Origin of the sequence: Kitasatospora sp. NPDC001309 (assembly GCF_042896295.1) — a bacterium.
Classification (GTDB): domain Bacteria; phylum Actinomycetota; class Actinomycetes; order Streptomycetales; family Streptomycetaceae; genus Kitasatospora.
Genome location: NZ_JBIAXC010000030.1, coordinates 39,348 through 60,810, shown reverse-complemented (window position 1 = coordinate 60,810; position 21,463 = coordinate 39,348). Strand labels below are relative to the sequence as shown.

20 protein-coding genes are annotated in these 21,463 nt (G+C 73.4%); 9 read left to right on the top strand and 11 right to left on the bottom strand.

Features of this window, described 5'->3' with window-relative positions; translation table 11 throughout:
• Positions 1–4: 4 nt before the first annotated feature.
• From ACFY2K_RS27375 to ACFY2K_RS27365, 3 genes are all read right to left on the bottom strand, one after another.
• Positions 5–1,342 (bottom strand): lanthionine synthetase C family protein, encoded by a 1,338-nt coding sequence (locus ACFY2K_RS27375; protein ID WP_387714846.1) that lies wholly within the window; start codon positions 1,340–1,342, stop codon positions 5–7.
• A 200-nt stretch (positions 1,343–1,542) separates the two neighbouring features.
• Positions 1,543–1,737 (bottom strand): FDLD family class I lanthipeptide, encoded by a 195-nt coding sequence (locus ACFY2K_RS27370; protein WP_375886484.1) that lies wholly within the window; start codon positions 1,735–1,737, stop codon positions 1,543–1,545.
• 145 nt (positions 1,738–1,882) lie between these two features.
• Positions 1,883–2,176, bottom strand: coding sequence for a helix-turn-helix transcriptional regulator (locus ACFY2K_RS27365; protein WP_375886482.1), 294 nt, complete (start codon positions 2,174–2,176; stop codon positions 1,883–1,885).
• A 425-nt stretch (positions 2,177–2,601) separates the two neighbouring features.
• Between ACFY2K_RS27365 and ACFY2K_RS27360 the strand changes: the two genes are divergently transcribed.
• On the top strand, positions 2,602–3,018 hold the full coding sequence (locus tag ACFY2K_RS27360; protein ID WP_375886481.1) for a GntR family transcriptional regulator: 417 nt from the start codon (positions 2,602–2,604) through the stop codon (positions 3,016–3,018).
• Positions 3,019–3,087: 69 nt separating this feature from the next.
• Here ACFY2K_RS27360 and ACFY2K_RS27355 read toward each other — a convergent pair whose 3' ends face one another.
• Positions 3,088–3,999, bottom strand: coding sequence for a LysR family transcriptional regulator (locus ACFY2K_RS27355; RefSeq protein WP_375886478.1), 912 nt, complete (start codon positions 3,997–3,999; stop codon positions 3,088–3,090).
• Positions 4,000–4,268: 269 nt separating this feature from the next.
• On the opposite strand from ACFY2K_RS27355, the gene ACFY2K_RS27350 reads away from it, so the two are divergent.
• Positions 4,269–5,657: a TolB family protein gene (locus tag ACFY2K_RS27350; protein WP_380524435.1), complete on the top strand. Its 1,389-nt coding sequence runs from the start codon at positions 4,269–4,271 to the stop codon at positions 5,655–5,657.
• Between the two features lie 203 nt (positions 5,658–5,860).
• Here the strand turns inward: ACFY2K_RS27350 and ACFY2K_RS27345 are convergent, their stop codons facing one another.
• The 3 genes from ACFY2K_RS27345 to tdh all read right to left on the bottom strand — a co-directional run bounded on the left by ACFY2K_RS27345 (position 5,861) and on the right by tdh (position 10,128).
• Positions 5,861–7,468 carry a CocE/NonD family hydrolase gene (locus ACFY2K_RS27345; RefSeq protein ID WP_380524436.1) on the bottom strand — a complete coding sequence of 536 codons (1,608 nt, stop codon included), beginning with the start codon at positions 7,466–7,468 and terminating at the stop codon, positions 5,861–5,863.
• Positions 7,469–7,839: 371 nt separating this feature from the next.
• Positions 7,840–9,033, bottom strand: a complete 1,194-nt coding sequence (locus tag ACFY2K_RS27340) for a glycine C-acetyltransferase (RefSeq protein ID WP_375886472.1) — start codon at positions 9,031–9,033, stop codon at positions 7,840–7,842.
• Between the two features lie 66 nt (positions 9,034–9,099).
• Positions 9,100–10,128 (bottom strand): L-threonine 3-dehydrogenase, encoded by a 1,029-nt coding sequence (tdh, locus tag ACFY2K_RS27335; RefSeq protein WP_380409431.1) that lies wholly within the window; start codon positions 10,126–10,128, stop codon positions 9,100–9,102.
• Positions 10,129–10,584: 456 nt separating this feature from the next.
• On the opposite strand from tdh, the gene ACFY2K_RS27330 reads away from it, so the two are divergent.
• Complete coding sequence (locus ACFY2K_RS27330) at positions 10,585–11,982, top strand: serine hydrolase domain-containing protein (protein WP_387714838.1); 1,398 nt, start codon at positions 10,585–10,587, stop codon at positions 11,980–11,982.
• A 74-nt stretch (positions 11,983–12,056) separates the two neighbouring features.
• On the opposite strand, the gene ACFY2K_RS27325 is transcribed toward ACFY2K_RS27330, so the two are convergent.
• Positions 12,057–13,118: an ATP-dependent DNA ligase gene (locus ACFY2K_RS27325; RefSeq protein ID WP_380640915.1), complete on the bottom strand. Its 1,062-nt coding sequence runs from the start codon at positions 13,116–13,118 to the stop codon at positions 12,057–12,059.
• A 66-nt stretch (positions 13,119–13,184) separates the two neighbouring features.
• Here ACFY2K_RS27325 and ligD point away from each other — a divergent pair, with 66 nt between their 5' ends.
• From ligD to ACFY2K_RS27310, 3 genes are read left to right on the top strand one after another with little or no spacing between them, the layout of a single operon-like run.
• Positions 13,185–14,198 (top strand): non-homologous end-joining DNA ligase, encoded by a 1,014-nt coding sequence (gene ligD, locus ACFY2K_RS27320; protein WP_387714834.1) that lies wholly within the window; start codon positions 13,185–13,187, stop codon positions 14,196–14,198.
• 40 nt (positions 14,199–14,238) lie between these two features.
• Positions 14,239–14,838 carry a class I SAM-dependent methyltransferase gene (locus ACFY2K_RS27315; protein ID WP_387714832.1) on the top strand — a complete coding sequence of 200 codons (600 nt, stop codon included), beginning with the start codon at positions 14,239–14,241 and terminating at the stop codon, positions 14,836–14,838.
• Between the two features lie 46 nt (positions 14,839–14,884).
• Entirely contained in the window at positions 14,885–15,535 is a 651-nt protein-coding gene (locus ACFY2K_RS27310; RefSeq protein WP_375886457.1) for a GNAT family N-acetyltransferase, read from the top strand.
• Between the two features lie 15 nt (positions 15,536–15,550).
• Here ACFY2K_RS27310 and ACFY2K_RS27305 read toward each other — a convergent pair whose 3' ends face one another.
• From ACFY2K_RS27305 to ACFY2K_RS27295, 3 genes are read right to left on the bottom strand one after another with little or no spacing between them, the layout of a single operon-like run.
• Positions 15,551–16,021: a hypothetical protein gene (locus ACFY2K_RS27305; RefSeq protein ID WP_387714828.1), complete on the bottom strand. Its 471-nt coding sequence runs from the start codon at positions 16,019–16,021 to the stop codon at positions 15,551–15,553.
• Positions 16,014–16,508, bottom strand: coding sequence for a hypothetical protein (locus ACFY2K_RS27300; protein WP_380524443.1), 495 nt, complete (start codon positions 16,506–16,508; stop codon positions 16,014–16,016). Before ACFY2K_RS27300 ends, ACFY2K_RS27305 begins: the two co-directional genes overlap by 8 nt.
• Positions 16,509–17,711 carry an 8-amino-7-oxononanoate synthase gene (locus tag ACFY2K_RS27295; RefSeq protein WP_380524444.1) on the bottom strand — a complete coding sequence of 401 codons (1,203 nt, stop codon included), beginning with the start codon at positions 17,709–17,711 and terminating at the stop codon, positions 16,509–16,511.
• Positions 17,712–17,937: 226 nt separating this feature from the next.
• Here ACFY2K_RS27295 and ACFY2K_RS27290 point away from each other — a divergent pair, with 226 nt between their 5' ends.
• From ACFY2K_RS27290 to ACFY2K_RS27280, 3 genes are read left to right on the top strand one after another with little or no spacing between them, the layout of a single operon-like run.
• Positions 17,938–18,387, top strand: a complete 450-nt coding sequence (locus tag ACFY2K_RS27290; protein ID WP_380591712.1) for a hypothetical protein — start codon at positions 17,938–17,940, stop codon at positions 18,385–18,387.
• A 31-nt stretch (positions 18,388–18,418) separates the two neighbouring features.
• A complete protein-coding gene (locus ACFY2K_RS27285) occupies positions 18,419–20,653 on the top strand; it encodes a hypothetical protein (RefSeq protein WP_380524446.1) in 2,235 nt (744 codons plus the stop codon).
• 44 nt (positions 20,654–20,697) lie between these two features.
• Positions 20,698–21,432, top strand: a complete 735-nt coding sequence (locus ACFY2K_RS27280; RefSeq protein ID WP_387714823.1) for a hypothetical protein — start codon at positions 20,698–20,700, stop codon at positions 21,430–21,432.
• Positions 21,433–21,463: the final 31 nt, after the last annotated feature.

Sequence of the window (21,463 nt, the reverse complement as noted above, 5' to 3'; positions counted from 1 at the left end):
CGGCTCACCGCCCCAGGAAGACGCGGAACCAGGCGGGCCGCTCGTCCGCGAGGGCGGCCAGCAGCGCCAGGGCGACGCCCGCGGCGCCGGAGAGCAGCCCCGGATCGTCGACGGTGTTGCCGGGCAGGTCCTCGTCGGCGAACACCACCGGGTGCCGGGGGTCGGCGTACGCCAGCAGCCGTTCCAGCAGTCCGGGCAGCGCCCGCGCGGCCGCCGCGCTGTGCGGGCCGAACTCCTCGGCCAGCATGACGAGTCCGGCCAGGCCGTGGCAGAGCGTGGGGGTGCGCGGCTCGGCGCCGGCGGCCCGGCGCAGCGCGGCCTCGAAGGCCTCGACGGCACTGACGCGCAGCCCGTCGTCCCCGGTGCAGTCGGCGACGGCGAGCAGGGCCGCGGCGATCCCGGCGCTGCCGTAGCACCAGGCGAGTTGGTCGTGGCAGTGGGCGACGGGCCGCTCGGCGCCGAGCTCGTCGACCGGGACGCCGTTGGCCCACAGCGGGCCCTGGTCGTCGGTCAGCCGGTGGCCCAGCAGCCAGCCGGTGAGCGCCGTGAGGGCCTCGCGCTGGCCGGGGCGGCGGTGGCCGGCGGCCCAGGCGGCGGCGAGGGCGACGGCCACCCCGGGCACGCCGTGGGAGACGCCGAGGTTGAGGTAGCCGTGCGGGTACTGCCGGTGGTGGTCGCCGACCGGCGGGTAGACCTCGGGACGGAGCAGCCAGCCCCGCGCGGTTCCGGCCGGCTCGGCGGGCCCGGCCTGCCGGATCAGCCGGTCGAGCAGCACGGCGGCGGCCTCCCGGACCCGCGGGCCCGGCTCGGGCAGGGCGCTGAGGCAGGTGAGCACGCCGGCCGCGCCGTTGACCAGGTCGTAGTCGGTGTCACTGATCGGCTGCCCGTCCTCCGGCCACGGGGTGGCGATCGCCTGCTCGGCGAGCTGGTCGTACAGGCGCAGCAGGCTGGGCCGGAACCGGGGTTCGTCCTCGGCGCAGTCGGCCAGGGCCAGGGCCAGGCCGGCGGTGCCGCCGAACAGGCCGGGGCCGGAGAGCGGTTCGACCTGGGTGGCGAGCACCGCCTCGCGGATGTGGCCGTGGGCGTGCTCGCGGTCGCCGAGGCCGGCCCGGGCGGCGTACAGGTGGAGCAGGGCGAGGCCGGCCTGGCCGTGGCTCAGGCTCGGCGGGTACCAGCCCATCGGCACGGCGGCCTGGTCGGCGGCGCGGAGCGCGAGTTCGGTCCACTGCTCGGTCGTCGCGGTCCGGGACACCACGAGGCGCACCGTGTCGCGGACCCGTTCGGCGAGCGGGGCGTCAGGGGTGCGGACGGACGGTTCGCCGGTTTCCCGGACGGTGTGCATGTGTTCTCCCTCGGAGGGTGGCGCCGGGGCGGTGGCGGCCCCGGCCTGGTGACGGTCCCGGAGTTCGCGGCGGGCCGGGGGTCCGCGGCGGCCCTGGAGTTCGCGGCGGCTGTGGAGTTCGCGGCGGCCCGGCGCGAGAATGGGCGGACGGGTGCTGCCGTGTCCTGTATCCACGGCAGCACCCGTCACCTCACCGGAGGTCAGTCCTGCTGCGGGTTCGAGCAGATGCCCGAGGTGCACAGGGTGGTGCAGACACAGGTCGAGGTCACCTTGCAGCCGATCCGGGTGCAGATGGTGCGGGTGGCGAGGGTGCTGATCGACGGCGTCGGCAGCTGGCCGCCGCCCTGGACCGGCGAGCTGATGCGGGCGTCCAGGTCGAATGCGTTGTCGGACATCGCGAATTCCCTTCGAATCGTCCCGTTCCGGTTTCCCGGGCGGGTTCGGGGGTGCCTCCCCCGTGATTCGATGATGTCCCGGCGGGCTTTCCGTGCCTATTGTCGCGGGCGACAGTCCGGCGACGGTCCGGCGGCCTTCCGTGATTCAGGCGGCGGGCGCCCTGGGGGTGCGGTCCGGCGCAATGAGGTGGGCGTAGGAGGCCAGGCAGCCGGAGAGCCGGGATTCGAGTTCGAGTTTCTCCAGGACGGCCGTGAGATGGGCCCGCACGGTGCGTTCGGTGACCTGTAGCCGGGCGGCCATCTGCTGGTTGGTCAGGCCTTCGGCGAGCATCACGAAAACCTCGCGCTCACGGGGTGTCAGTCGGCCGACACGGTCCAGTGCGTGGGTCCAGGCGGGTCCGCCTGAGGCGGCCGCCGTCGTGGTCGCGAAGTCATTCACGTCATCTCCCCGTTGTCCATCCGACGGATTCGGTGGGGCGGCTCCGTCCGGGCCGCACAGGACAGAACGTAGGCACTGTTCGAACCGGAAGCAACCGTGTTCCGCCGTTGGCTACGGAGCGTCAGGACGGCGCCGGACCGTGGCGTCCGGGCCTCCGGCGGCGGTGTCCGGTGGCACCGGGGGACTCCCCGCACAGGCGGAAGGCGGCGCTCCGGCGAAACCCCCGCCATTCGGCGGGATGGTTCCATTGGCACCATTCTCACCGTCCGTGGAGGCCTTCGGCGGTGCCCGGTGCGGCGATCGGCGGAAACCGGCGCGGGGAATCCGGAATTCGACCCGCCGGTTACCGGGCGGACCCCCTTCCGGCGATCCTGACACAGCCGAAGCTTGACTCCCCGTTGACCAAGTCGGTTAACATTGCCGACATGAGCATTGCAATGCCGGGCTCACCATCGCCACTCCACGTCCGGATCGAGCGTCAGATCCAGTGGTCGATCGAGCGGGGGGAATATGCCGAAGGCGAGTCGCTGCCCCCGGCGAGCGACTTGTCCGCGAATTTCCGGGCCAACCGGAACACCGTTCTGCGCGCGCTGCGGAAATTGCGCGCCAAAGGACTCATCGATTTCGGCCGCGGTCGCGGAATCATCGTCGTGGCGCGTTCCGGGGCCGCGCAGGGCGACGTCGCGGGTCTGTCCGAACAACTGCGGCAGCTGGTCGCCGTGGCCGACGCCCACGGCGTGGCCCGCTCCTCGCTGATCTCCGCCATCGAGCGCATGCCCCGCCCGGCCGAGGGCGCGACGGCACCGCGCCGGGCGGGCCACCGCCCGCCGGGACGCCCCTGAGACAGGCCCTGAGACGGGCCCCGAGACGGGCCCTGTGGCGGCTTCCGTGAGCGGGCTTCCGTCGGCGGGTCAGGCGCCGGCTGCGGCGGCCTCGGCGAGGGAGTCGAGGACCGGGCGGAGCAGCGGGTGCCCGTCGGCGCCGGCCCGGACGGCGGCGAAGACCCGGCGGGTGGCGAGGTCGCTGTCGACCGGGCGGACCGCCACCCGGGCCAGGTCCACCCCGCGGAGCGCGGAGCGCGGCACCAGGGCGACACCGGCGCCCGCCGAGGCCAGGGCGACGACGGCGCGGAAGTCGTCGGAGGAGTGCAGCAGGCGCGGCTGGAAGCCGGCGTGCTCGCAGGCGAGCAGGACCACGTCGTGGCAGGGGTTGCCCGGGTAGGGGCCGATCCACGGCTCGTCCGCCAGCGCGGCCACCGCCAGCGGCCCGGCCTCGGCGGCCAGCGGGTGGGCCAGCGGCAGCACGGCCTCGAAGGGTTCGGCGTACAGCGGGACCCTGGTCAGCCGGGCGTCGTCGGCGCGCGGGGCGCCGCGGTACTCGACGGCCACCGCGAGGTCGGCGCGGCCGTCCAGCACCATCGGGAGGCTGGCGTCGCCCTCGGCGTCCAGCACCTTGAGCCGCAGGCCGGGGGCGCGACCGGCCAGCAGGCCGATCGCCGGGGCGAGCACGTGCGAGATGCCGGTCGCGAAGGAGGCGACGGTGACCTCGCCCGCGACGCCCGCGCTGTACGCGGCGAGGTCGGCCTCGGCCCGCTCCAGCTGGGCGAGCACCGCGTCGGCGTGGCCGAGCAGGATCTCCCCGGCGGCGGTCAGCCGCACGCCCCGGCCCTCCCGGGCCAGCAGGTGGTGGCCGGTCTCCTGTTCCAGGGCGGCCAGCTGCTGGGAGACCGCGGAGGGGGTCAGGTAGAGGGCGGCCGCCGCGGCGGTCACGGTGCGGTGGTCCGCCACGGCCCGGAGGGTCCGCAGCCGTCGTGCGTCGATCACACGTCAATTCTGCCAGCGCGGCGGAGCGGGCCGTCCGGGGTGCCGCTCCCAAGGCCGTCCGGGGCTTCCGGGACGCCGCCTGCGGGGCCTGCGGGGTGCCGCCGGCAGGGCCGCTCGCAGGGCGGTTTCCGGGGCAGTACCACCGGTGGCGTATTTCGGCCCGAGATCGTCTCGGCCCGTTGACCGCCCGGTCCGCACGGCGCTTGGCTCGGGAACGGACCGGGCCGGGGACTCCGGGGCCCGGTACTCGTCATCTGGGGAGGATGTCCATGATCACCGCCCGTTCCCGCCGCCGGCTCGCCCGCGCCGGCTGCGTCCTGGTGGCCGCCCTCGCGGTCGGCGCCGTGATGCCCGCCGCCGAGGCCCGGCCGCCCAAGGGCGACACCGCCCGGGTCAGCGAGGGCTTCAAGGGGGAGCAGCTGAACGGCGCCTCGACCGGGCTCGGGCTGAGCGCGGACGGCCGTTCGGCGCTGTTCTCGTCGGCCGCGACCGACCTGCTGCCGTCCACCGGCACCCCGAACTCCGGCGAGGTCTACGTCCGCGACCTGCGCAACGGCCACATCGAGCGGGTCAGCGTCGCCGACGACGGCTCGCAGCTGAACGCCCCCACCACGGACGCCTCGATCAGCGCGGACGGCCGGTTCGTGGCGTTCAGCACCGCCGCCACCAACGTCGTCCCGGGCCAGGCGAAGCACGAGAACGACGTGTTCGTCCGCGACCGCTGGACGGGGCGCACCGAGCTGATCACCGGCGGCCTGCTCGCCACCGCGGACGACGAGACGATCCGCAGCGCGGACAACCCCACGCTGAGCGCGGACGGCCGCTACGTCGCCTACGCCTCGAACCGCACCGACCTGACCACCGGCATCCGCCGCGGGAAGATCAACATCTACGTCACCGACCGCTGGACCCACACCACCCGGCTGGTCACCACCGGCCCGGCGGGCGGCACCGGCGCGGACAACCACTCCTACCGTCCGACCATCAGCGCGGACGGGCGCACGGTCGGCTTCGTCTCCCGGGCCTACAACCTCACCGACCCCGCCCCGGGCACCCCCGCGGCCCCGGCGGCGGCGGACGCCGAGCTGGCCGGCCCGCGCTTCTACCCGTACTACGTCTGGTCCGCCGCCACCGGCCGGACGGTCGTCGCCGGTGTGGACACCACCGGCGCCGAGCGCGGCGTCGGCCTGATGGACGCCCGGATCAGCCCCGACGGCCGCTACGCGCTGTACGGCATGCCGACCTACGGCGTCGGCCCCCGCCCCGGCAACCACGGCCTCCGGATGGACCTGTACGTCCACGACCTGGTCACCGGCAAGGTCACCCTGGTCAACACCCCGCTGCCCGGCACCACGCCCACCGACGGCTCCTACGACCCGGCGATCACCGCCGACGGGCGCTGGGTCTACTTCGACTCCGCCGCGGACGACCTGGTGGCCGACGACACCAACCAGTCCTCCGACGTGTTCCGCCGCGACCTGTGGACCGGCCGGATCGAGCGGGTCAGCCTCGCCTCGGACGGCTCCCAGAGCACCGCCGCCGCGCAGAACCCGTACGTGGACGCCGAGGGCGGCACGGTGCTGTTCGACGCCGAGGACGGCAACCTGGTGCCGGGCGACACCAACACCGTCACGGACGTGTTCCGCCGCCGCCTCTGAACCGCGCCCGGCCTCTCCACCCTGTCCGCAAGGCCCGCCGTCCGATTACGTCTGTTGACGTATTTTCCGTCCGGATTCATCTCAGCTGTTGACCCAGGGGCCGTCCGGCGCTTGGCTCGTTCCCGGACCGACCGCCCGGGGGGGCCTGTCCGACCGGGCGCCGCCCCGCCCTCCGACTGCGGGAGGGCGGGGCGGCGCCGGCCTCAGCGGACGGGTAGCGAGACCTCCGCCGGACCGAAGGCCACCGTGCCGTCCGACGGCGTCTCGCCGCCGTACAGGCCGTCCCGGGTGCCGAGCACCAGCGCGAGCCGGTGGCCGGCCGGGAGGTCGTACGCGGTGGGGAACAGCGTGACGTCCAGCGGGAAGGACTGCCCCGCCGTACGGCCGGACCAGCTCTGCGGGGCGTGCGCGATCAGCCGCCCGACGCCGAGCGCGTCCACGTCGTAGAGGTACGCGACGGCGGTGCCCTGCGGGGCGGAGCCGGTCACGGTGGTGTGCACCCGGACGGCCCCGCGCACGGACAGGCCCCGCTCGTACGGCTCCGACTGCCGCACGGCGGCGGCCTCGCGGTCCAGCAGCGGGACCAGGACGGTCGGCGGCTGGTGCAGCCACTGGTCGACCAGGCCGGAGAGCAGCACGGTGCCGCCGCTCGCGCCGGAGGACCGGTCGCCGCGGACGGTGGCGGTGCCGGCCAGGTCCAGCCGCTCGGTGCGGGAGGCGACCGACTCCCAGTCCGGGTACGCCTCGTGGGTGCCGGTCGGGCGGACCTCCAGGCCGACGCCCGGCGGCAGGCCCGCGCCCGCCACGCCCTTGAGGTGCTGGTCGAGCCAGCCGCGGGCGTCGTCCCAGGTGGCGTTGGAGAAGCCGAGCAGGCCGGTGAACTCCTGGCTGGCGTGGTCGCCGGGCCGCAGTTCGAGGCGCTTGGGGACGGTCAGCCGCCGGTAGAAGTCGGTCATCTGGCCGGGGTTGAAGAAGCTGTCGCTCCAGCCGTTGGCGAGGTAGACGGCGGCACCGTTGGCGTTGATCCGGTCCAGGTAGGCCGCGGGCGAGCGGAGCTTCGCCCAGGCGATCACGTCGGGGAGGTCGTGGTCGCCGAACAGGTCGTCCAGGGCGGCCGCGAACTCCGGGCTCTTGCGCCCGGTCAGGCCCTCGATCCGGGCCAGCCGGGTGGCGGCGGCGGTGTGCCGGGTCTGTCCGCTGTACAGCGCGTCGGTCAGGTCGGCCCAGCCGCTGAGCGAGGCGACGGCCTTGATCCGCGGGTCGAACGCGGCGCCGAGGAGGGTGAGGCCGCCGCCGAGCGACAGGCCGATCATGCCGACCCGGTCCGGGTCCGCCGGGGTCTGCGCGAGGGCCCAGTCGATCACCGTCGAGATGTCGGCGACGTCCTTGGGCCCGGCGACGTCCACCTCCCCGCCCGAACCCCAGAACCCGCGCACGGTGTACGTCACGACGACGTACCCGGCGGCGGCGAACCGGTGCCCCTGGGCGACGTACTCCAGGTCGTTCTGCCCCCAGCTCGCGGGCTGCACCACCACCGGGTAGCGGCCACGGGCGTCGGCGCCCGGGGTTCCGGCGGGCGGGGTGAAGACGTCGGCCTTGAGCACGACGCCGTCCCGGGCGGTGATGTCCGCCAGCCGGAAGCCGCCGAGCGCGGACGCGGCGGCGGACCCGAACGCGGGTGCGGCCGGCGCGGGTTGGGCCATCGCGGGTTGGGCCACCGCACCGGCCCCGAGCCCGAGCGCCAGGGCCAGGGCCAGGGCCAGGGCGGCGCTCGCCGCCCGGTGTCCGCCGGTTCGGTGGGGTCGTGCCATCACGCGCTGCTCCCTCGGTCCACTTGATGTGATCACGACGAGCCTAGTGATCACAGCCGACCCCGGAGGAGGTGGTGATCAGCCAAATTACTGGCCGGTAACGTGACCTGGCGGCGGAACCGCGAACGGGGGTGGGACACCGGTGCGAGCCGGTGTCCCACCCCCGAGGCGGGAGGGTGGGGCAGTTGGTCTTCGGGCCGCGCGGCGGTGGCGAATCGATTCACCACCACCGCAGCGCGGTGGTGAGCCCGCGGGGACGGGCCGGTTCCGAGCGGCTCGGCCCCGCGGGCGGCTTGTGGGGTCAACCCCTCGTGGGACTCAACCCCTCGTGGGGGTCGGGCCCTTCGTCGGGATCGGGCCCCGCGCGGGGGTCAGCCCTCCAGCGCGGCGCGGGCGTCCACGAAGGCGGCGACGGCGCGCTCGACGTCCTCGGTGGAGTGGGCCGCGGAGAGCTGCACCCGGATCCGGGCGGCGCCGTGCGGGACCACCGGGTACGAGAAGCCGATCACGTACACGCCGCGCTCCAGCAGGAGTTCGGCCAGGCGGCCGGCCTTCGCCGCGTCGCCGATCATCACCGGGGCGATCGGGTGGTCGCCCGGCAGGATCTCGAACCCGGCCTCGGTCATCTTCGAGCGGAACAGCGCGGTGTTGGCCGCCAGCCGCTCGCGCAGCTCGTTGGACTGCTCGACCAGGTCGAGCACCTTCAACGAGGCGGCCGCGATCACCGGGGCCAGCGAGTTGGAGAACAGGTACGGGCGGGAGCGCTGGCGCAGCAGGGCGACGATCTCCCGGCGGGCGGCGACGTAGCCGCCGGAGGCGCCCCCGAGCGCCTTGCCCAGGGTGCCGGTGATGATGTCCACCCGGTCCATCACGCCGTGCAGTTCGGGGGTGCCCCGGCCGCCGGCGCCGACGAAGCCGACGGCGTGCGAGTCGTCGACCATGACCATGGCGTCGTAGCGGTCGGCCAGGTCGCAGATCTCGCGCAGCGGGGCGACGTAGCCGTCCATCGAGAAGACGCCGTCGGTGACGATCAGGCGGCGGCGGGCGTCCTGGGTCTCCTTGAGCTGCTGCTCCAGGTCGGCCAGGTCGCGGTTGGCGTAGCGGTGGCGGCGGGCCTTGCTGAGCCGGATGCCGTCGATGATGCTGGCGTGGTTGAGCGCGTCGGAGATGACGGCGTCGCGGTCGTCCAGCAGGGTCTCGAAGACGCCGCCGTTGGCGTCGAAGCACGAGGAGTAGAGGATGGTGTCCTCCTGGCCGAGGAAGGCCGAGAGGCGCTCCTCCAGCTCCTTGTGCACGTCCTGGGTGCCGCAGATGAAGCGCACCGAGGCCATGCCGTAGCCCCAGCGGTCCAGCGCGTCCTTGGCCGCGGCGAGCACCTCGGGGTGGTCGGCCAGGCCGAGGTAGTTGTTGGCGCAGAAGTTGAGCACCTCGCCGGGGCGGCCGCCGGAGGTGACGGTGACCTCGGCGCTCTGCGGGCTGCCGATCACCCGCTCCGGCTTGAACAGGCCGGCCTCGCGGATCTCGTCGAGGGTGGTGGCGATGTCGGCGCGCACGTTGTCGAACACGGGCAGACTCCTAGTCGTAGCGGCGGGGCGGCGGATCGGCGGGCTCGGGCAGGGCTCAGACGGTGCTCAGGCGGTCCAGTCGAGGATGATCTTGCCGCAGTTGCCGCTCGCGGCGTCGTCGAAGGCGGCCTCGAACTCGGTGGCGGCGTAGCGGCCGGTGATCACCGGGCTGAGGTCCAGGCCGCCCTCCAGCAGCACCGACATCGCGTACCAGGTCTCGAACATCTCGCGGCCGTAGATGCCCTTGATGGTGATCATCGAGGTGACGATCGAGGCCCAGTCCACCGGGAAGGCCTCGGCCGGCAGGCCCAGCATGGCGATCTTGCCGCCGTGGGTCATGTTGGCGATCATCGACTGCATCGCCTCGGGGCGGCCGGACATCTCCAGGCCGACGTCGAAGCCCTCGCGCAGGCCCAGCTTCTGCTGGCCCTCCTCGATGGTGTGCTCGGCGACGTTGAGCGCCAGCGTCACGCCGACCCGGCGGGCCAGGTCGAGGCGGTACGGGGAGACGTCGGTGATCATCACGTTGCGGGCGCCGGCGTGCTTGGCGACGGCGGCCGCCATGATGCCGATCGGGCCGGCGCCGGTGACCAGCACGTCCTCGCCGACCAGCGGGAAGGACAGCGCGGTGTGCACGGCGTTGCCGAAGGGGTCGAAGATCGCGGCCACGTCGAGGTCCACCGGCACCCGGTGCACCCAGACGTTGGAGGCGGGCAGCGCCACGTACTCGGCGAAGGCGCCGTCCCGGTTCACGCCCAGGCCGACGGTGTTGCGGCACAGGTGGCGGCGGCCGGCCAGGCAGTTGCGGCACTTGCCGCAGACCAGGTGGCCCTCACCGCTGACCAGGTCGCCGATCGCGATGTCCGCGACGCCGGCGCCGAGCTCGGCGACCTCGCCGACGAACTCGTGGCCGAGCACCAGCGGGGTCTTGATCGTCTGCTGCGCCCAGCCGTCCCACTTGCGGATGTGCAGGTCGGTGCCGCAGATGCCGGTGCGCAGCACCTTGATCAGCACCTCGCCCGGGCCGATCTCGGGCTTCGGGACGTCGATCATCCAGAGGCCGGGCTCGGCATGCTGCTTGACGAGTGCCTTCACGGGAGACGGCTCCTGACGTGCTGATCGGGGACGGCCTTCGAGGGTCGGGCAGGCCGGTGGCTCGGTTCGGCCGCTCCTGACGGGCACGCTCCGGCAAGCAGAAATCTGCCTGGTGGGAGGGGGTGCGGTCCATCGAGGAATTCTTAAGGGCGGCCACAGCTGGGCTAAACGATCGTGCCCGAGCTGGGCCCAGGGGCGGGTGCGGCGTGCCGGTGCTCACCCGTCCGGCCGAGCGCGCGGCACCCGCGACGACACCAACCGGCCGTACCGGCGGGGTACTTGACAACGATCCGCCAGCCGGAGCGGGCCAGTCGGGTGGGGTTGGGTCCGTTCGGGCCAGCCCGGCCGCCACCGGCGCGCGGGTGTTCGAGGGCGGTGCTTACGGTGGCGACGCTCCCCCACGGCCCCGTGGAGCAGCGCTCCGGGGCCCTTCGCCGCAGAGAGGCGCCCCACTCCATGACCAACACCCGACGGCCCCGCCCGGCCGCTCCCCGCTCCGCCCGGCTGGCCGCAGGAGCCGCCCTCGCACTGGCCGGCCTGCTGGCCGCCACCGCCTGCTCCGGAGAGTCGACGCCCGCCCGGCAGGCCGCCGAGCCTGCGGTCACCGCCGAACCGGCCGCGCTCAGCCCGTCCCCTGGCAACTCCCCCTCGGGGAGCGCCTCCTCGAACGCGGTGGTGCAGCTGACCCCGGCCGTCGGCGCCAAGCTGGACGCCGCGATCCAGTCCGTGCTCAAGCAGAACTCGGTGCCCGGCATCTCGGTCGGGATCATCACGCCGGGCGGCACGTACCAGAAGTCCTTCGGCGTCTCCGACAAGACCGCCAACACGCCGATGGACCCCGGGCTGTTCAGCCGCATCGGCAGCGAGAGCAAGACCTTCACCGCGACCGCCGTGCTGCGCCTGGTGGACCAGGGCAAGGTGGCGCTGGACGACCCGATCTCCAAGTACGTGGACGGCGTCCCCGGCGGCGACGGGATCACCGTGCGCCAGCTCGGCGAGATGCGCAGCGGCCTGTTCCCGTACAGCTCCGACCCGGACTTCGTGAACACCCTGATCGGCGACCCGAACCACGTGTTCACCCCGGACCAGCTGCTCGCCTACGGCTACAAGCACCCCGCCGTGTTCCCGCCCGGGCAGCGGTTCCAGTACAACAACAGCAACTACATCATCCTGGGCAAGCTGATCGAGAAGGTCGGCGGGCAGAGCGCGGGCGACTTCCTCCAGGCCCAGGTGTTCACGCCCGCCTCGCTGGCCAAGACGAGCTTCCCCACCGACGGGACGCTCCCCGACCCGCACGCCCACGGCTACACCGACCAGACGCCCAACGGGGACATCCAGGACGCCACCAACTGGAACCCGTCCTGGGCCTGGACGGCCGGGGCCGTCATCACCCAGCTCGCCGACCTGGAGAGCTGGGCCAAGACCATGGCCACCGGCGCCATCATCAGCCCGGCCAGCCAGACCGAGCGGTTGAAGACCCTGCCCACCGGCGACCCCGGCGTCACCTACGGCTTCGGGCTGTTCGACAACAACGGCTGGATCGGGCACAACGGCTCGATGCCCGGTTACGAGAGCGTCGCGGTGTACATGCCGGACGCCCAGGCCACCCTGGTGCTGCTGCTCAACACCGATGTGATCTCCCAGGGCCAGGAGCCGTCCACGCTGTTCGCGAACGCGATCACCAAGATCATCTCGCCGAACAACGTCTACGCGCTCCCGGCGGAGACCTCCGCACCGTCGGCCCCGGCCTCAGGCGGCGCGTCCGGCCCGGTGTCCGGCTCCCCCTCGGCCGGCAGCTCCGGCAGCGGCGCGCCCTCGCTCCCGGGCAACGCCCCCACCACCGTGCGGGCCTGACCGCAGCGCGCGGACAGAGCAGGAGGCCCGACCCGGCGCGAACGGGTCGGGCCTCCCGCGCTCCTGACCGACCGTCAGATTCCCAGGACCTTGCCGAGGTCGTACGAGACCGGCTCCTCCAACTGCGCGTAGGTGCAGCTCTCCGGCGTGCGGTCCGGCCGCCAGCGGCGGAACTGGGCGGTGTGCCGGAAGCGGCTGCCCTCCATGTGGTCGTAGGCCACCTCGACCACCCGCTCGGGGCGCAGCGCGATCCAGGACAGGTCCTTGCCGCCGGTCCAGCGGCTGACCGCCCCCGGCAGCCGGCCCTCCGCGTGCGCGGACTCCTCCGCCCAGGCGCCCCAAGGGTGTTGGGCGAGGTCGTCCATCCTCAGCGGGGCCAGCTCCTCGACCAGTTCGCGCCGGCGCGCCATGGAGAAGGCGGCGCACACGCCGACGTGCTGCAACCGGCCCGCGTCGTCGTGGATGCCCAGCAGCAGCGAGCCGACCACCGGGCCGCTCTTGTGCTCGCGGTAGCCGGCCACCACGCAGTCGGCGGTGCGCTCGTGCTTGATCTTGTACATGGTCCGCTCGCCCGGCCGGTACGGCTGGTCCAGCGGCTTGGCCACCACGCCGTCCAACCCGGCGCCCTCGTACTCGGCGAACCAGGTCCGCGCCAGCTCGGCATCGGTCGAGGCCGGGGCGGTGAACACCGGGTCGGCGGCCCCGGCGAGCGCCGCCTCCAGGGCCGGGCGGCGCACCGACAGCGGCTCGTCCAGCAGCGAATCGTCGCCGAGGGCGAGCAGGTCGAAGGCCACGAAGGAGGCGGGCGTCCGCTCGGCGAGCAGCTTCACCCGGCTCGCCGCCGGGTGAATCCGCTCCAGCAGCTCCTCGAAGCGCAGCCGCCCGTCCCGGGCGATCACCACCTCGCCGTCCAGCACGCAGCGCGGCGGCAGCTCCCGCCGGAAGGCCTCCACCAGCTCGGGGAAGTACCTGGTCAGCGGCTTGCCGGTGCGGCTGCCCAGCTCCACCTCGTCGCCGTCGCGGAACACGATGCTGCGGAAGCCGTCCCACTTGGCCTCGTACTGCATCCCCGGCGGGATCCCCGCCACCGACTTGGCGAGCATCGGGGCCACCGGCGGCATCACGGGCAGGTCCATGCGTCCCAGCCTGGCGCGGTTCGCCCCGGGGCGCGCGCCGGGCACGGCGCCCTTAGCGTGAGAGGCATGGGCACAGCCGTCGAACTGGAAGTCGCCGGGCGCACCATCCGGCTGTCCAATCCGGACAAGGTGTACTACCCCGAGCGCGGCTTCACCAAGTTGGACGTCGCCCAGTACTACCTGGCCGTCGCCGACGGGGTGCTGCACGGGCTGCGCGACCGGCCCACCACCCTCCAGCGCTTCCCCGACGGGGTCGACGGCGAGTTCTTCTACCAGAAACGCGCCCCCAAGGGCCTGCCGGACTGGCTGCCCACCGCCCGGATCGAGTTCCCCAGCGGCCGCTCCGCCGACGAGATCTGCCCCACCGAACCGGCCGCCGTGCTGTGGGCCGCCAACCTGGGCTGCCTCACCTTCCACCCCTGGCCGGTCCGGCGCGGCGACACCGACCACATCGACGAACTGCGCATCGACCTCGACCCGCAGCCCGGCACCGACTTCCACGACGCCGTCCGCGCCGCCCACGAACTGCGCGCCCTGCTCGCGGAGCACGGGCTGCGCGGCTGGCCCAAGTCCTCCGGCGGGCGCGGCCTGCACGTCTACGTCCCGCTGGTGCCCGAGTGGACCTTCACCGACGGGCGGCACGCCGTGATCGCCCTCGGCCGGGTGCTGGAACAGCGGATGCCCGGAAAGGTCACCACCGCCTGGTGGAAGGAGGAACGCGGCGAACGCATCTTCGTCGACTACAACCAGATGGCCCGCGACCGCACCATCGCCTCCGCCTACTCGCTGCGCGCCCGCCCCCGCGCCACCGCCTCCGCCCCGCTGCACTGGGACGAACTCGACGACGCCTCCCCCGAGGACTTCGACCTGCGGACCGTCCCCGCCCGCTTCGCCGAACTCGGCGACCCCAACGCGGAGATGGCGGACCACGCGTACCGGCTGGAAGCCCTGCTGGAGCTCTACGACAAGCAGCTGCACGACGAGGGCCTCGGCGAACTCCCCTACCCGCCCGACCACCCCAAGGCCGCCGGCGAACCGCCCCGGGTGCAGCCGAGCCGGGCCCGCAGGAAGCCGGCCTGACGCGCCCAGGGGCCGTCACGGGCCCGTCTAGTCTGACCGGATGCCCTTCGACCACAACGACCACTACCACCGGCCGCTGCTGCGCCGCGTGCCGCCCGGCGCCCGCCGCGCCCTGGACGTCGGCTGCGGCACCGGCCGCTTCGCCCGGGCGCCGGCCCGCCGGGGCCTGGAGGTGGACGCCGTCGACCAAAACAAGGCCGTGCTGGCGGCCGCCCGCGCCGCCGGCGGGCCCGCCGGCATCCACTACCGGCGGAGCGACCTCGCCGAACTCCACCTGCCGCCCGGCCACTACGACGTCATCTCCTGCCTGGCCAGCCTCCACCACCTCCCGCTGGACACCCTGGCCCGGCTGCGCGAGGCGCTCGCGCCCGGCGGGGTCCTGGTGGTGCTCGGCTGCTACCGCGAGGCCACCGTCCGGGACCGGCTGGTCAGCCTGGCCGCCGTCCCGGTGAACGCGCTCTGCCGCCTCGCCGTCCACCTGCGCGAACGCGGCGCCCCGCCCGCGGTCGTCCCGGCCCCGGTGATGTGGCCGCGGACCACGCTCGCCGAGGTGCGGGCGTACGCCGCCCGGGAGCTGCCGGGGTACGCGCTGCGGCAACTGCTCTTCTGGCGCTACCTGTTGGTCTGGCGGCGCGACTAGGCTGACGGGGCTGACGATCATCGACCACGACGGGACGGGATGCGTGATGGGGACGCGGGGGCTGGCGGAGATCCTGGCGGACGCGGCGGGCGGGGTGTTCCCGCCGCCGGACGGCTCGGTGACGGTGGTGCCGCAGCCCTCGCCGCGCGAGGCCGGGGTGATCGCCTTCGCCGCGCACGCCGTGGTGTTCACCGACCAGGACCCGGACTGGGTGCGCGCCGCGCTCGCCGCCGCCCCGGGCGACCCGCTGTCCGCACCGCTCTGCCCGCCCTTCCTCACCGCCTTCGCCGAGCGCACCGGACGGACCGTCAACAACATCGACCTGCTCTCCGTCGCCGACCGCCTCCCGGGCGGTCCGCCGCTGCCGCTCCGCCCGGTCGAGGACCGCGAACACCCGCGCGTGGTCCGGGCGTTGCGCTACCGCGAGGACGTCCGGGTGTACGAGGCCGACGGCGGCGTGCTCATCCTGGGCCGGGGCGTGGCCGGCCGCTGGGAGTCCGCCGTCGAGGTCGACCCGCATGCCCAGGGCCGGGGCCTCGGCCGCGCCCTCGCCACCGCCGCCCGCCACCTGCTGCCGGAGGGCGAGGTCGTCTGGGCCCAGCAGGCCCCCGGCAACGCCCCCAGCGTCCGCGCCTTCCAGGCCGCCGGCTACCGCCCGGCCGGCGCGGAGGCCCTGCTGGTGCTCGGGCAGCCGTAGCGCGCGGTCCCGGGGTCAGCGCACCAGGACCCGGTCGGCCGCCCGGTCGTACCCGAGGAACGGGCCGGTGCCCGCCGCGTACGTCGGTACCGATCTGCCCAGCCGCCGCCCGACCGTGGCCAGGAAGCCGCACAGCACGTCCAGCCCTTCCTGGTCGCGGAGTTGTGCGACGTCGACGTCCAGGTCGATCCGCTCCGCACCGCCGAACCGGAACACCGCCCCCACCCCGGGGCCCGGCCGCACGCTCAGCACCGGCCGCGCGGCCCCGCCCCGCGGCCAGGTCAGCACCTCCTCGGCCCGTGGCAGCGCCGTCTCGAAGCAGCCCACGAGGAACCGTCGCTCCCAGCCCCGCTCCACCACCAGGTCCAGCAGCGCCTGCCAGTCCGCCGCTGTGGTGTCGGCGATGCCCTCGCCGGGCAGCCAGCCGTCGGCGGCCGGATCGAGCAGCCACCCGGCGTGGTCCGCCCAGCGCAGCGGCTCAGCCATCCCTGTGCTCCGCGCGCAGCAGGACGACACGGTCGGCCTCGGGGTCGTACCCGATCATCGGGCAGTTCGGGTAGCCACCCTCGGCGTACATCACCACCGGCTTGCCCAGCCGCTGCCCGATCGCGGTCAGGAAGGCGCAGAGGACGTCCAGGCGCTCCTGCCCCTGGAGCTCCAGGAGCGAGACGTCGAAGTCGATCGCCTCGGCGGCGTAGAACCGGAAGATCGCGCACACCTCCGCGGTCGGCCGCACCACCAGGCTCGGGCACTCCGCGTCGTCCGGGCGCGCCAGCACCGCCGCGGCCGCCGGAAGCGGCCGGACGGCGTCGCCCTCGTCGTACTCGTACGCCCAGCCCCGTTCCCGGACGAGGTCGAGCAGCAGCTGCCAGTCGGCCGCCGTGGTGCTGTCCACCATCACGTCCGGCAGCGTCCCCCCGTCGCTCGGGTCGAACATGTTCGCCACGTCGTCCCAGACCAGCGACTCGGCCATCTACGCCCTCCGGGCGCCCGCCGGGGCCAGGTCGGCGATGGTGCGGACGGCGTCGGCGATCTGCTGGTCCGTGAGGTCCCCGCGGGCGGTCAGGCGGAGGCGGGAGATGCCGTCCGGGACGGACGGGGGGCGGAAGCAGCCCACGGCGAGGCCCGCGCGGAGGCAGTCGGCGGCCCAGGCGACGGCGGCCTCCGGGCCCGGGGCGCGGACCGAGACCACGGCCGCGTCGGGTTCGCAGGCGTGCAGGCCGGCGGCGGTGAGGCGGGCGGAGAGCGTGCGGGCGACCTCGCGGGCGCGGTCGGCGCGCTGCGGTTCGGCGCGCAGCAGGCGCAGCGCGGCGAGGGCGGCGCCGGCGGCGGCCGGGGCGAGGCCGGTGTCGAAGATGAAGGTGCGGGCCGTCTCGGTCAGGTGCCGGACGACCCGGCGCGGGCCGAGGACGGCGCCGCCCTGGGAGCCGAGCGACTTCGACAGGGTGACGGTGGCGACGGTGTCCGGCTGCCCGGCCAGCCCGGCGGCGGCCAGTGCGCCGCGCCCGCCGGGGCCGAGCACGCCCAGCCCGTGGGCGTCGTCCACCAGCAGCGCGGCCCCGCCGGCCCGGGTGGCCTCGGAGAGTGCGCGCAGCGGTGCCGCGTCGCCGTCCACCGAGAACACCGAGTCGCTGACCACGAGGGCCCGCCGCTGCTGCCGCCCGGCCAGCACCTCGGCCACCGCGGCCGGGTCGCTGTGCGGGGCGCGGTGGACGTCGGCGCGGGCCAGCCGGCAGCCGTCGATCAGGGAGGCGTGGTTGTAGGCGTCGGAGACGATCAGGGTGTCCGGGTCGGTCAGCGCGGTCAGTGCGGCGAGGTTGGCCGTGTACCCGGAGGAGAACACCAGCGCGGCCTCGACGCCGCAGAACTCGGCGAGTTCCTGCTCCAGTTCGGTGTGCAGCGCGGTCGTCCCGGTGACCAGCCGGGATCCGGTCGACCCCCCGCCCCAGCGCAGCGCCGCCTCCGCCGCGGCGCCGGTCACCGCCGGGTGCCTGGTCAGCCCGAGGTAGTCGTTGCCCGCGAGGTCCAGGACCGCGTCCTCGGCGCGCCGGCTGCGCAGCGTGCGGGTCAGTCCGGCGTCGGCGCGCAGTGCGGCGGCCTCGTCGAGCCAGTCGAAGACGTGTGCGGGGGCGGGCCCGGCGGCGGGGCGGGGCTGGGAGGCGAGGGGGTGGGCCATGCCCGGCACTCTGGCACGGGCGGCGAGAGCGGGGCAATGTGCGACTCGGCACAGCTCAGCCGGGTTTTCTTGTCGCCGTCCACTCCCTGTTCATCTGCTGTCAATCAGAGGAACACTATTCGTTTCCTTGGGCGCCCCGCATCAGCTCCTACTTTCGACACCTCCCACCGGAACGGCAAAACTTTCGGGTACGCTCCATGCCGATCTGCACCTGGGGGGTGGGCACGTGACAGACCTCGAGTTCGAGCGTCGAATGAATCCTTGGCTCTTCGACGACAAGGGCAATCTGACCGAAGAAGCCAAGAAGCAGTTTCCGGACCTGGCAGGCGGCAACGCCGCCCCCGTCTCCCTGAACCCGGCAGGCGGCGGCGCAGCCGTGACGGTCAACACCGGAGTGCTTCACCAGGCCGCCCAGAACGCCTTCGCGCTACGGGACTCCGTCAAGTCCGAGTGCACCCAACCCGGCGACCACGTCACCGCCGCGGCCGGCGCGCTGAAAGGGTGGTCCCTCGGCGGCGCGCTCACCGGTTCATGGGGGACGTGGTCGAGCCAGGCCGACTCCCTGAAGGGTGCGCTGGGCGACATCGGCACGAACCTGCAGACCACCGCTCAGACGTACGACAAGACCGAGAGCGACATCCACGCCAGTTTCGCCAAGCCGCAGGCCCAGAACTAGCCACAGCGCAAGCGGGGGAAGCAACACCATCATGGTGACATTCAGCCAGCTCCAACAGGTCGACCTCACCAGCCTCGACGCCGCCGCCGGCGACTTCGAGACCCTGGTCCGCACGTGGGACCTCACCCGGCGGATGCAGAACGAGGTCATCGGGACCGTCACCCAATCCGGCTGGCACGGTGACGCCGCCGGCCTCGCCAACGCCAAACTCACCTGGGCCCGCGACCAGATCCACGCCGCCTTCGAGGAGGCCTCGGCACTGGCCAAGACCCTTCGGGACGCCCACGCCGAGATCACGGCCGCCAAGCAGGACCTCACCAACGCGGTGCACAACGCCACCACCGCCGGTCTCACCGTCAGCGCCGAGGGCGGGGTGAGCTGGCCCGCGCCCACGACCGAGGTGGACAAGCGGGACCCGGAGTACGGCAAGAGCTGGAAGGCCAAGGCCGATTCCGCGGCCAAGGCCATCGGCGACGCGATCGACCGCGCCACCGAGGCCGACCTCGACGCCGCCAGAGCCCTGGGCGACGACACCGGCAGCGACGGCACCACCTTCAATGCCAACCCGGTCGGCGGCATACCGGAGGAGGAAGCCAAGGCGGCCACCTACATCCTCAGCCTCGGCAACAAGGCCAGCGACGCCGAACTCAAGCACCTCCAGAGCATCCTGGACCACCACAACAACGACCCACGGTTCGCCACGTCCTTCTACGGAAACCAGGACCCGGCGACCTTCATGGCCAAGTACGGCGCCATGGCACAGAGCGGGGACTACGCCAACAGCCCGGCCCGCTCCGCCGCGATCAAGGGCATCCAGCAGGACCTCGGCCTCACCCTGGCCACCGCGACCGACACCAAGAACCTGCCGCACGTCTCGGACGACTGGGAGACCAGGTTCCGGGCCGCGGGCGCCAAGCAGATACCCGTCCCGCCCGGCGCCGACCCCGCGCACAGCCCGTACGGCTACCAGATCATGGCCAATCTGCTGCGCAGCGGGAAGTACGACGCGCACTTCCTCGACCCGGTCGCCGCGCACGTCACCCAGTTGACCAACGAGAACCCGATGCGCTGGGACGCCGCGACGAAGGCCTCGTACCCTTTCACCGAGCTCAAGTTCATCGGCGTACCCGACAAGGACGGCAACATTCGGGGCATCAACCCGATGTCCGCCGTCCTGGACGCTCTCGGACACAGCCCGGAGGCGGCTACCAAGTTCTTCCATGACACTCCGACGACGTACAACCCCGACGGCACGGTCAAGAGCCACGGCGGCGAGAACACCTACCTCAAGATGCTCACCGACAACGGCTCCCGGTCACTCCTGCTCGACCAGCAGTACCCGCCCCGGCCGAACCCGGGCACCGCCGAACCCTTCGATGTCACCTCCCTGGGGCACGCCCTGGAGGCCGCGACCACGGGCCGCGCGTACGACGACGTGCACGGCAAGTTCCCTCCGCACACCAGCGACATGAACGCCGTCATGCAACAGGTCGTGACCAGGTTCGGCACCGGAGACGGTCCGGACCTCCTCCACGGCGGACTGTTCTCGAACCTCAACGGCAGCCTCGGCAACATGACCGCCAACTACATCGGCGACATCCAGGGCGCCCTGGAAGGACCGGGCTCCGCCTCCCACCTGTTCAGGACGGGCGAGGTCGAGCGCCTCCTCGGCACACTCGGCCGGGACCCGGACGCCTATGCCTCGATCGCTGCCGGGCAGCAGGCCTACACCACGGCCCAGATCCAGGACGTGCTGGCCCACCCCGAGCTGCACAAGGACCTGGCCGTGGCGGTCGAGAACATCGCCAAGCCGGCAGGTCAGGTCAACGGCCTCATCACGAGCGCCATGGTCGACGAGGTATACACCAAGCACGCCGCCAGTGATGCCGCGTACAACGCCGCCATCGACACCAAGCGGGAGCTCGCCGGCCAGCTCTGGTCGTTCGCCGGCGACGCCTTGAAGGAGCGGGCACCCCTGATCGGCGAGGGCATCGACAACGTGGCCAACCAGATCATGGACAACGTCGCCGCCGGGTACAAGGTGGACACCCACAATGCCGCGAGCGACGAGGCCGTGGATGCCAAGCAGCAGGCCGAGGCCAACGCCCAGCAGGCGATCGTCAACGCGGTGCGCGACGCCGGCCGCACAACGGGCGCCGACCCGAACTACATCAACGACGTGGCCCGCCGGGCCGCGCAAGAGGAGAACACCGGCTACGGCAGCGGCAGGGACTCCTTCGGCACCGCCTTCCCTAAGAAGAACTAGGCCCCCGGACGCCGACCCCAGGCCACGACCGAGAGCGTTGAGACATGGTTGACGTCGCCCACATCGTCCCGCCGTCCCCGGACGACTCCCCCCGGCGCCGGTCCCGGGCCCGCCCCTGGCACGCCGCCGTCGCCCTCGCGGTGGCGGCGGCTGTGGGCGGCGGGCTGTGGGCCTGGAAACCGTGGCAGGAGGTGGACCTGCCACAGAGCGCCTGTTGGAACCTGGTGACCAAGGACGAGCTCAGGGTGCTCGCGGGCCCGGACGGCCGTGGCTACGAGGGCGCCCACCAGGACCGGATGGCAACCCCGTCGGACCCGGTCAACGGCGACCGGTACGGCAAGTGCGAAGTCTGGTGGGCCGGGCAGCACACGACGGCCGACAGCCTTCTGTCGGCAACCGTCTCTCCCGCGTACGACGGGATCGACGCCGACCGGCAGAGGGACACCGGGGAGGCCGGTCGCACCGTGCCACTGGACTTCGGCCCCGACGCAGTCGGCTGGGTGGCCGACGCGGGCGGTGACAAGTCTCCCCAGGTGCGGTTGTACCTCCGGTGCGACGGTTACCAGCTGCCGGCGGAGCTTCGTAAGGGCGACGCCGCCCCGGCGTACGTGCAGGTCTCCGTCGACGGCGAGCCCTGGGTCTCCACCTCGCCCCGTGCCAGGATCCGGCAGACGTACGCCGATGTCGCGCTGAAGATCGCGCGGGCCGCCGCGGGCTCGTACAGGTGCACCAACACCCCTCGGCTCGCCGCCACCGCCCCCACCGTTCCCGTCGAGTGATCCCGGGCTTTGCCGGGGGTGGCGGCCAGCA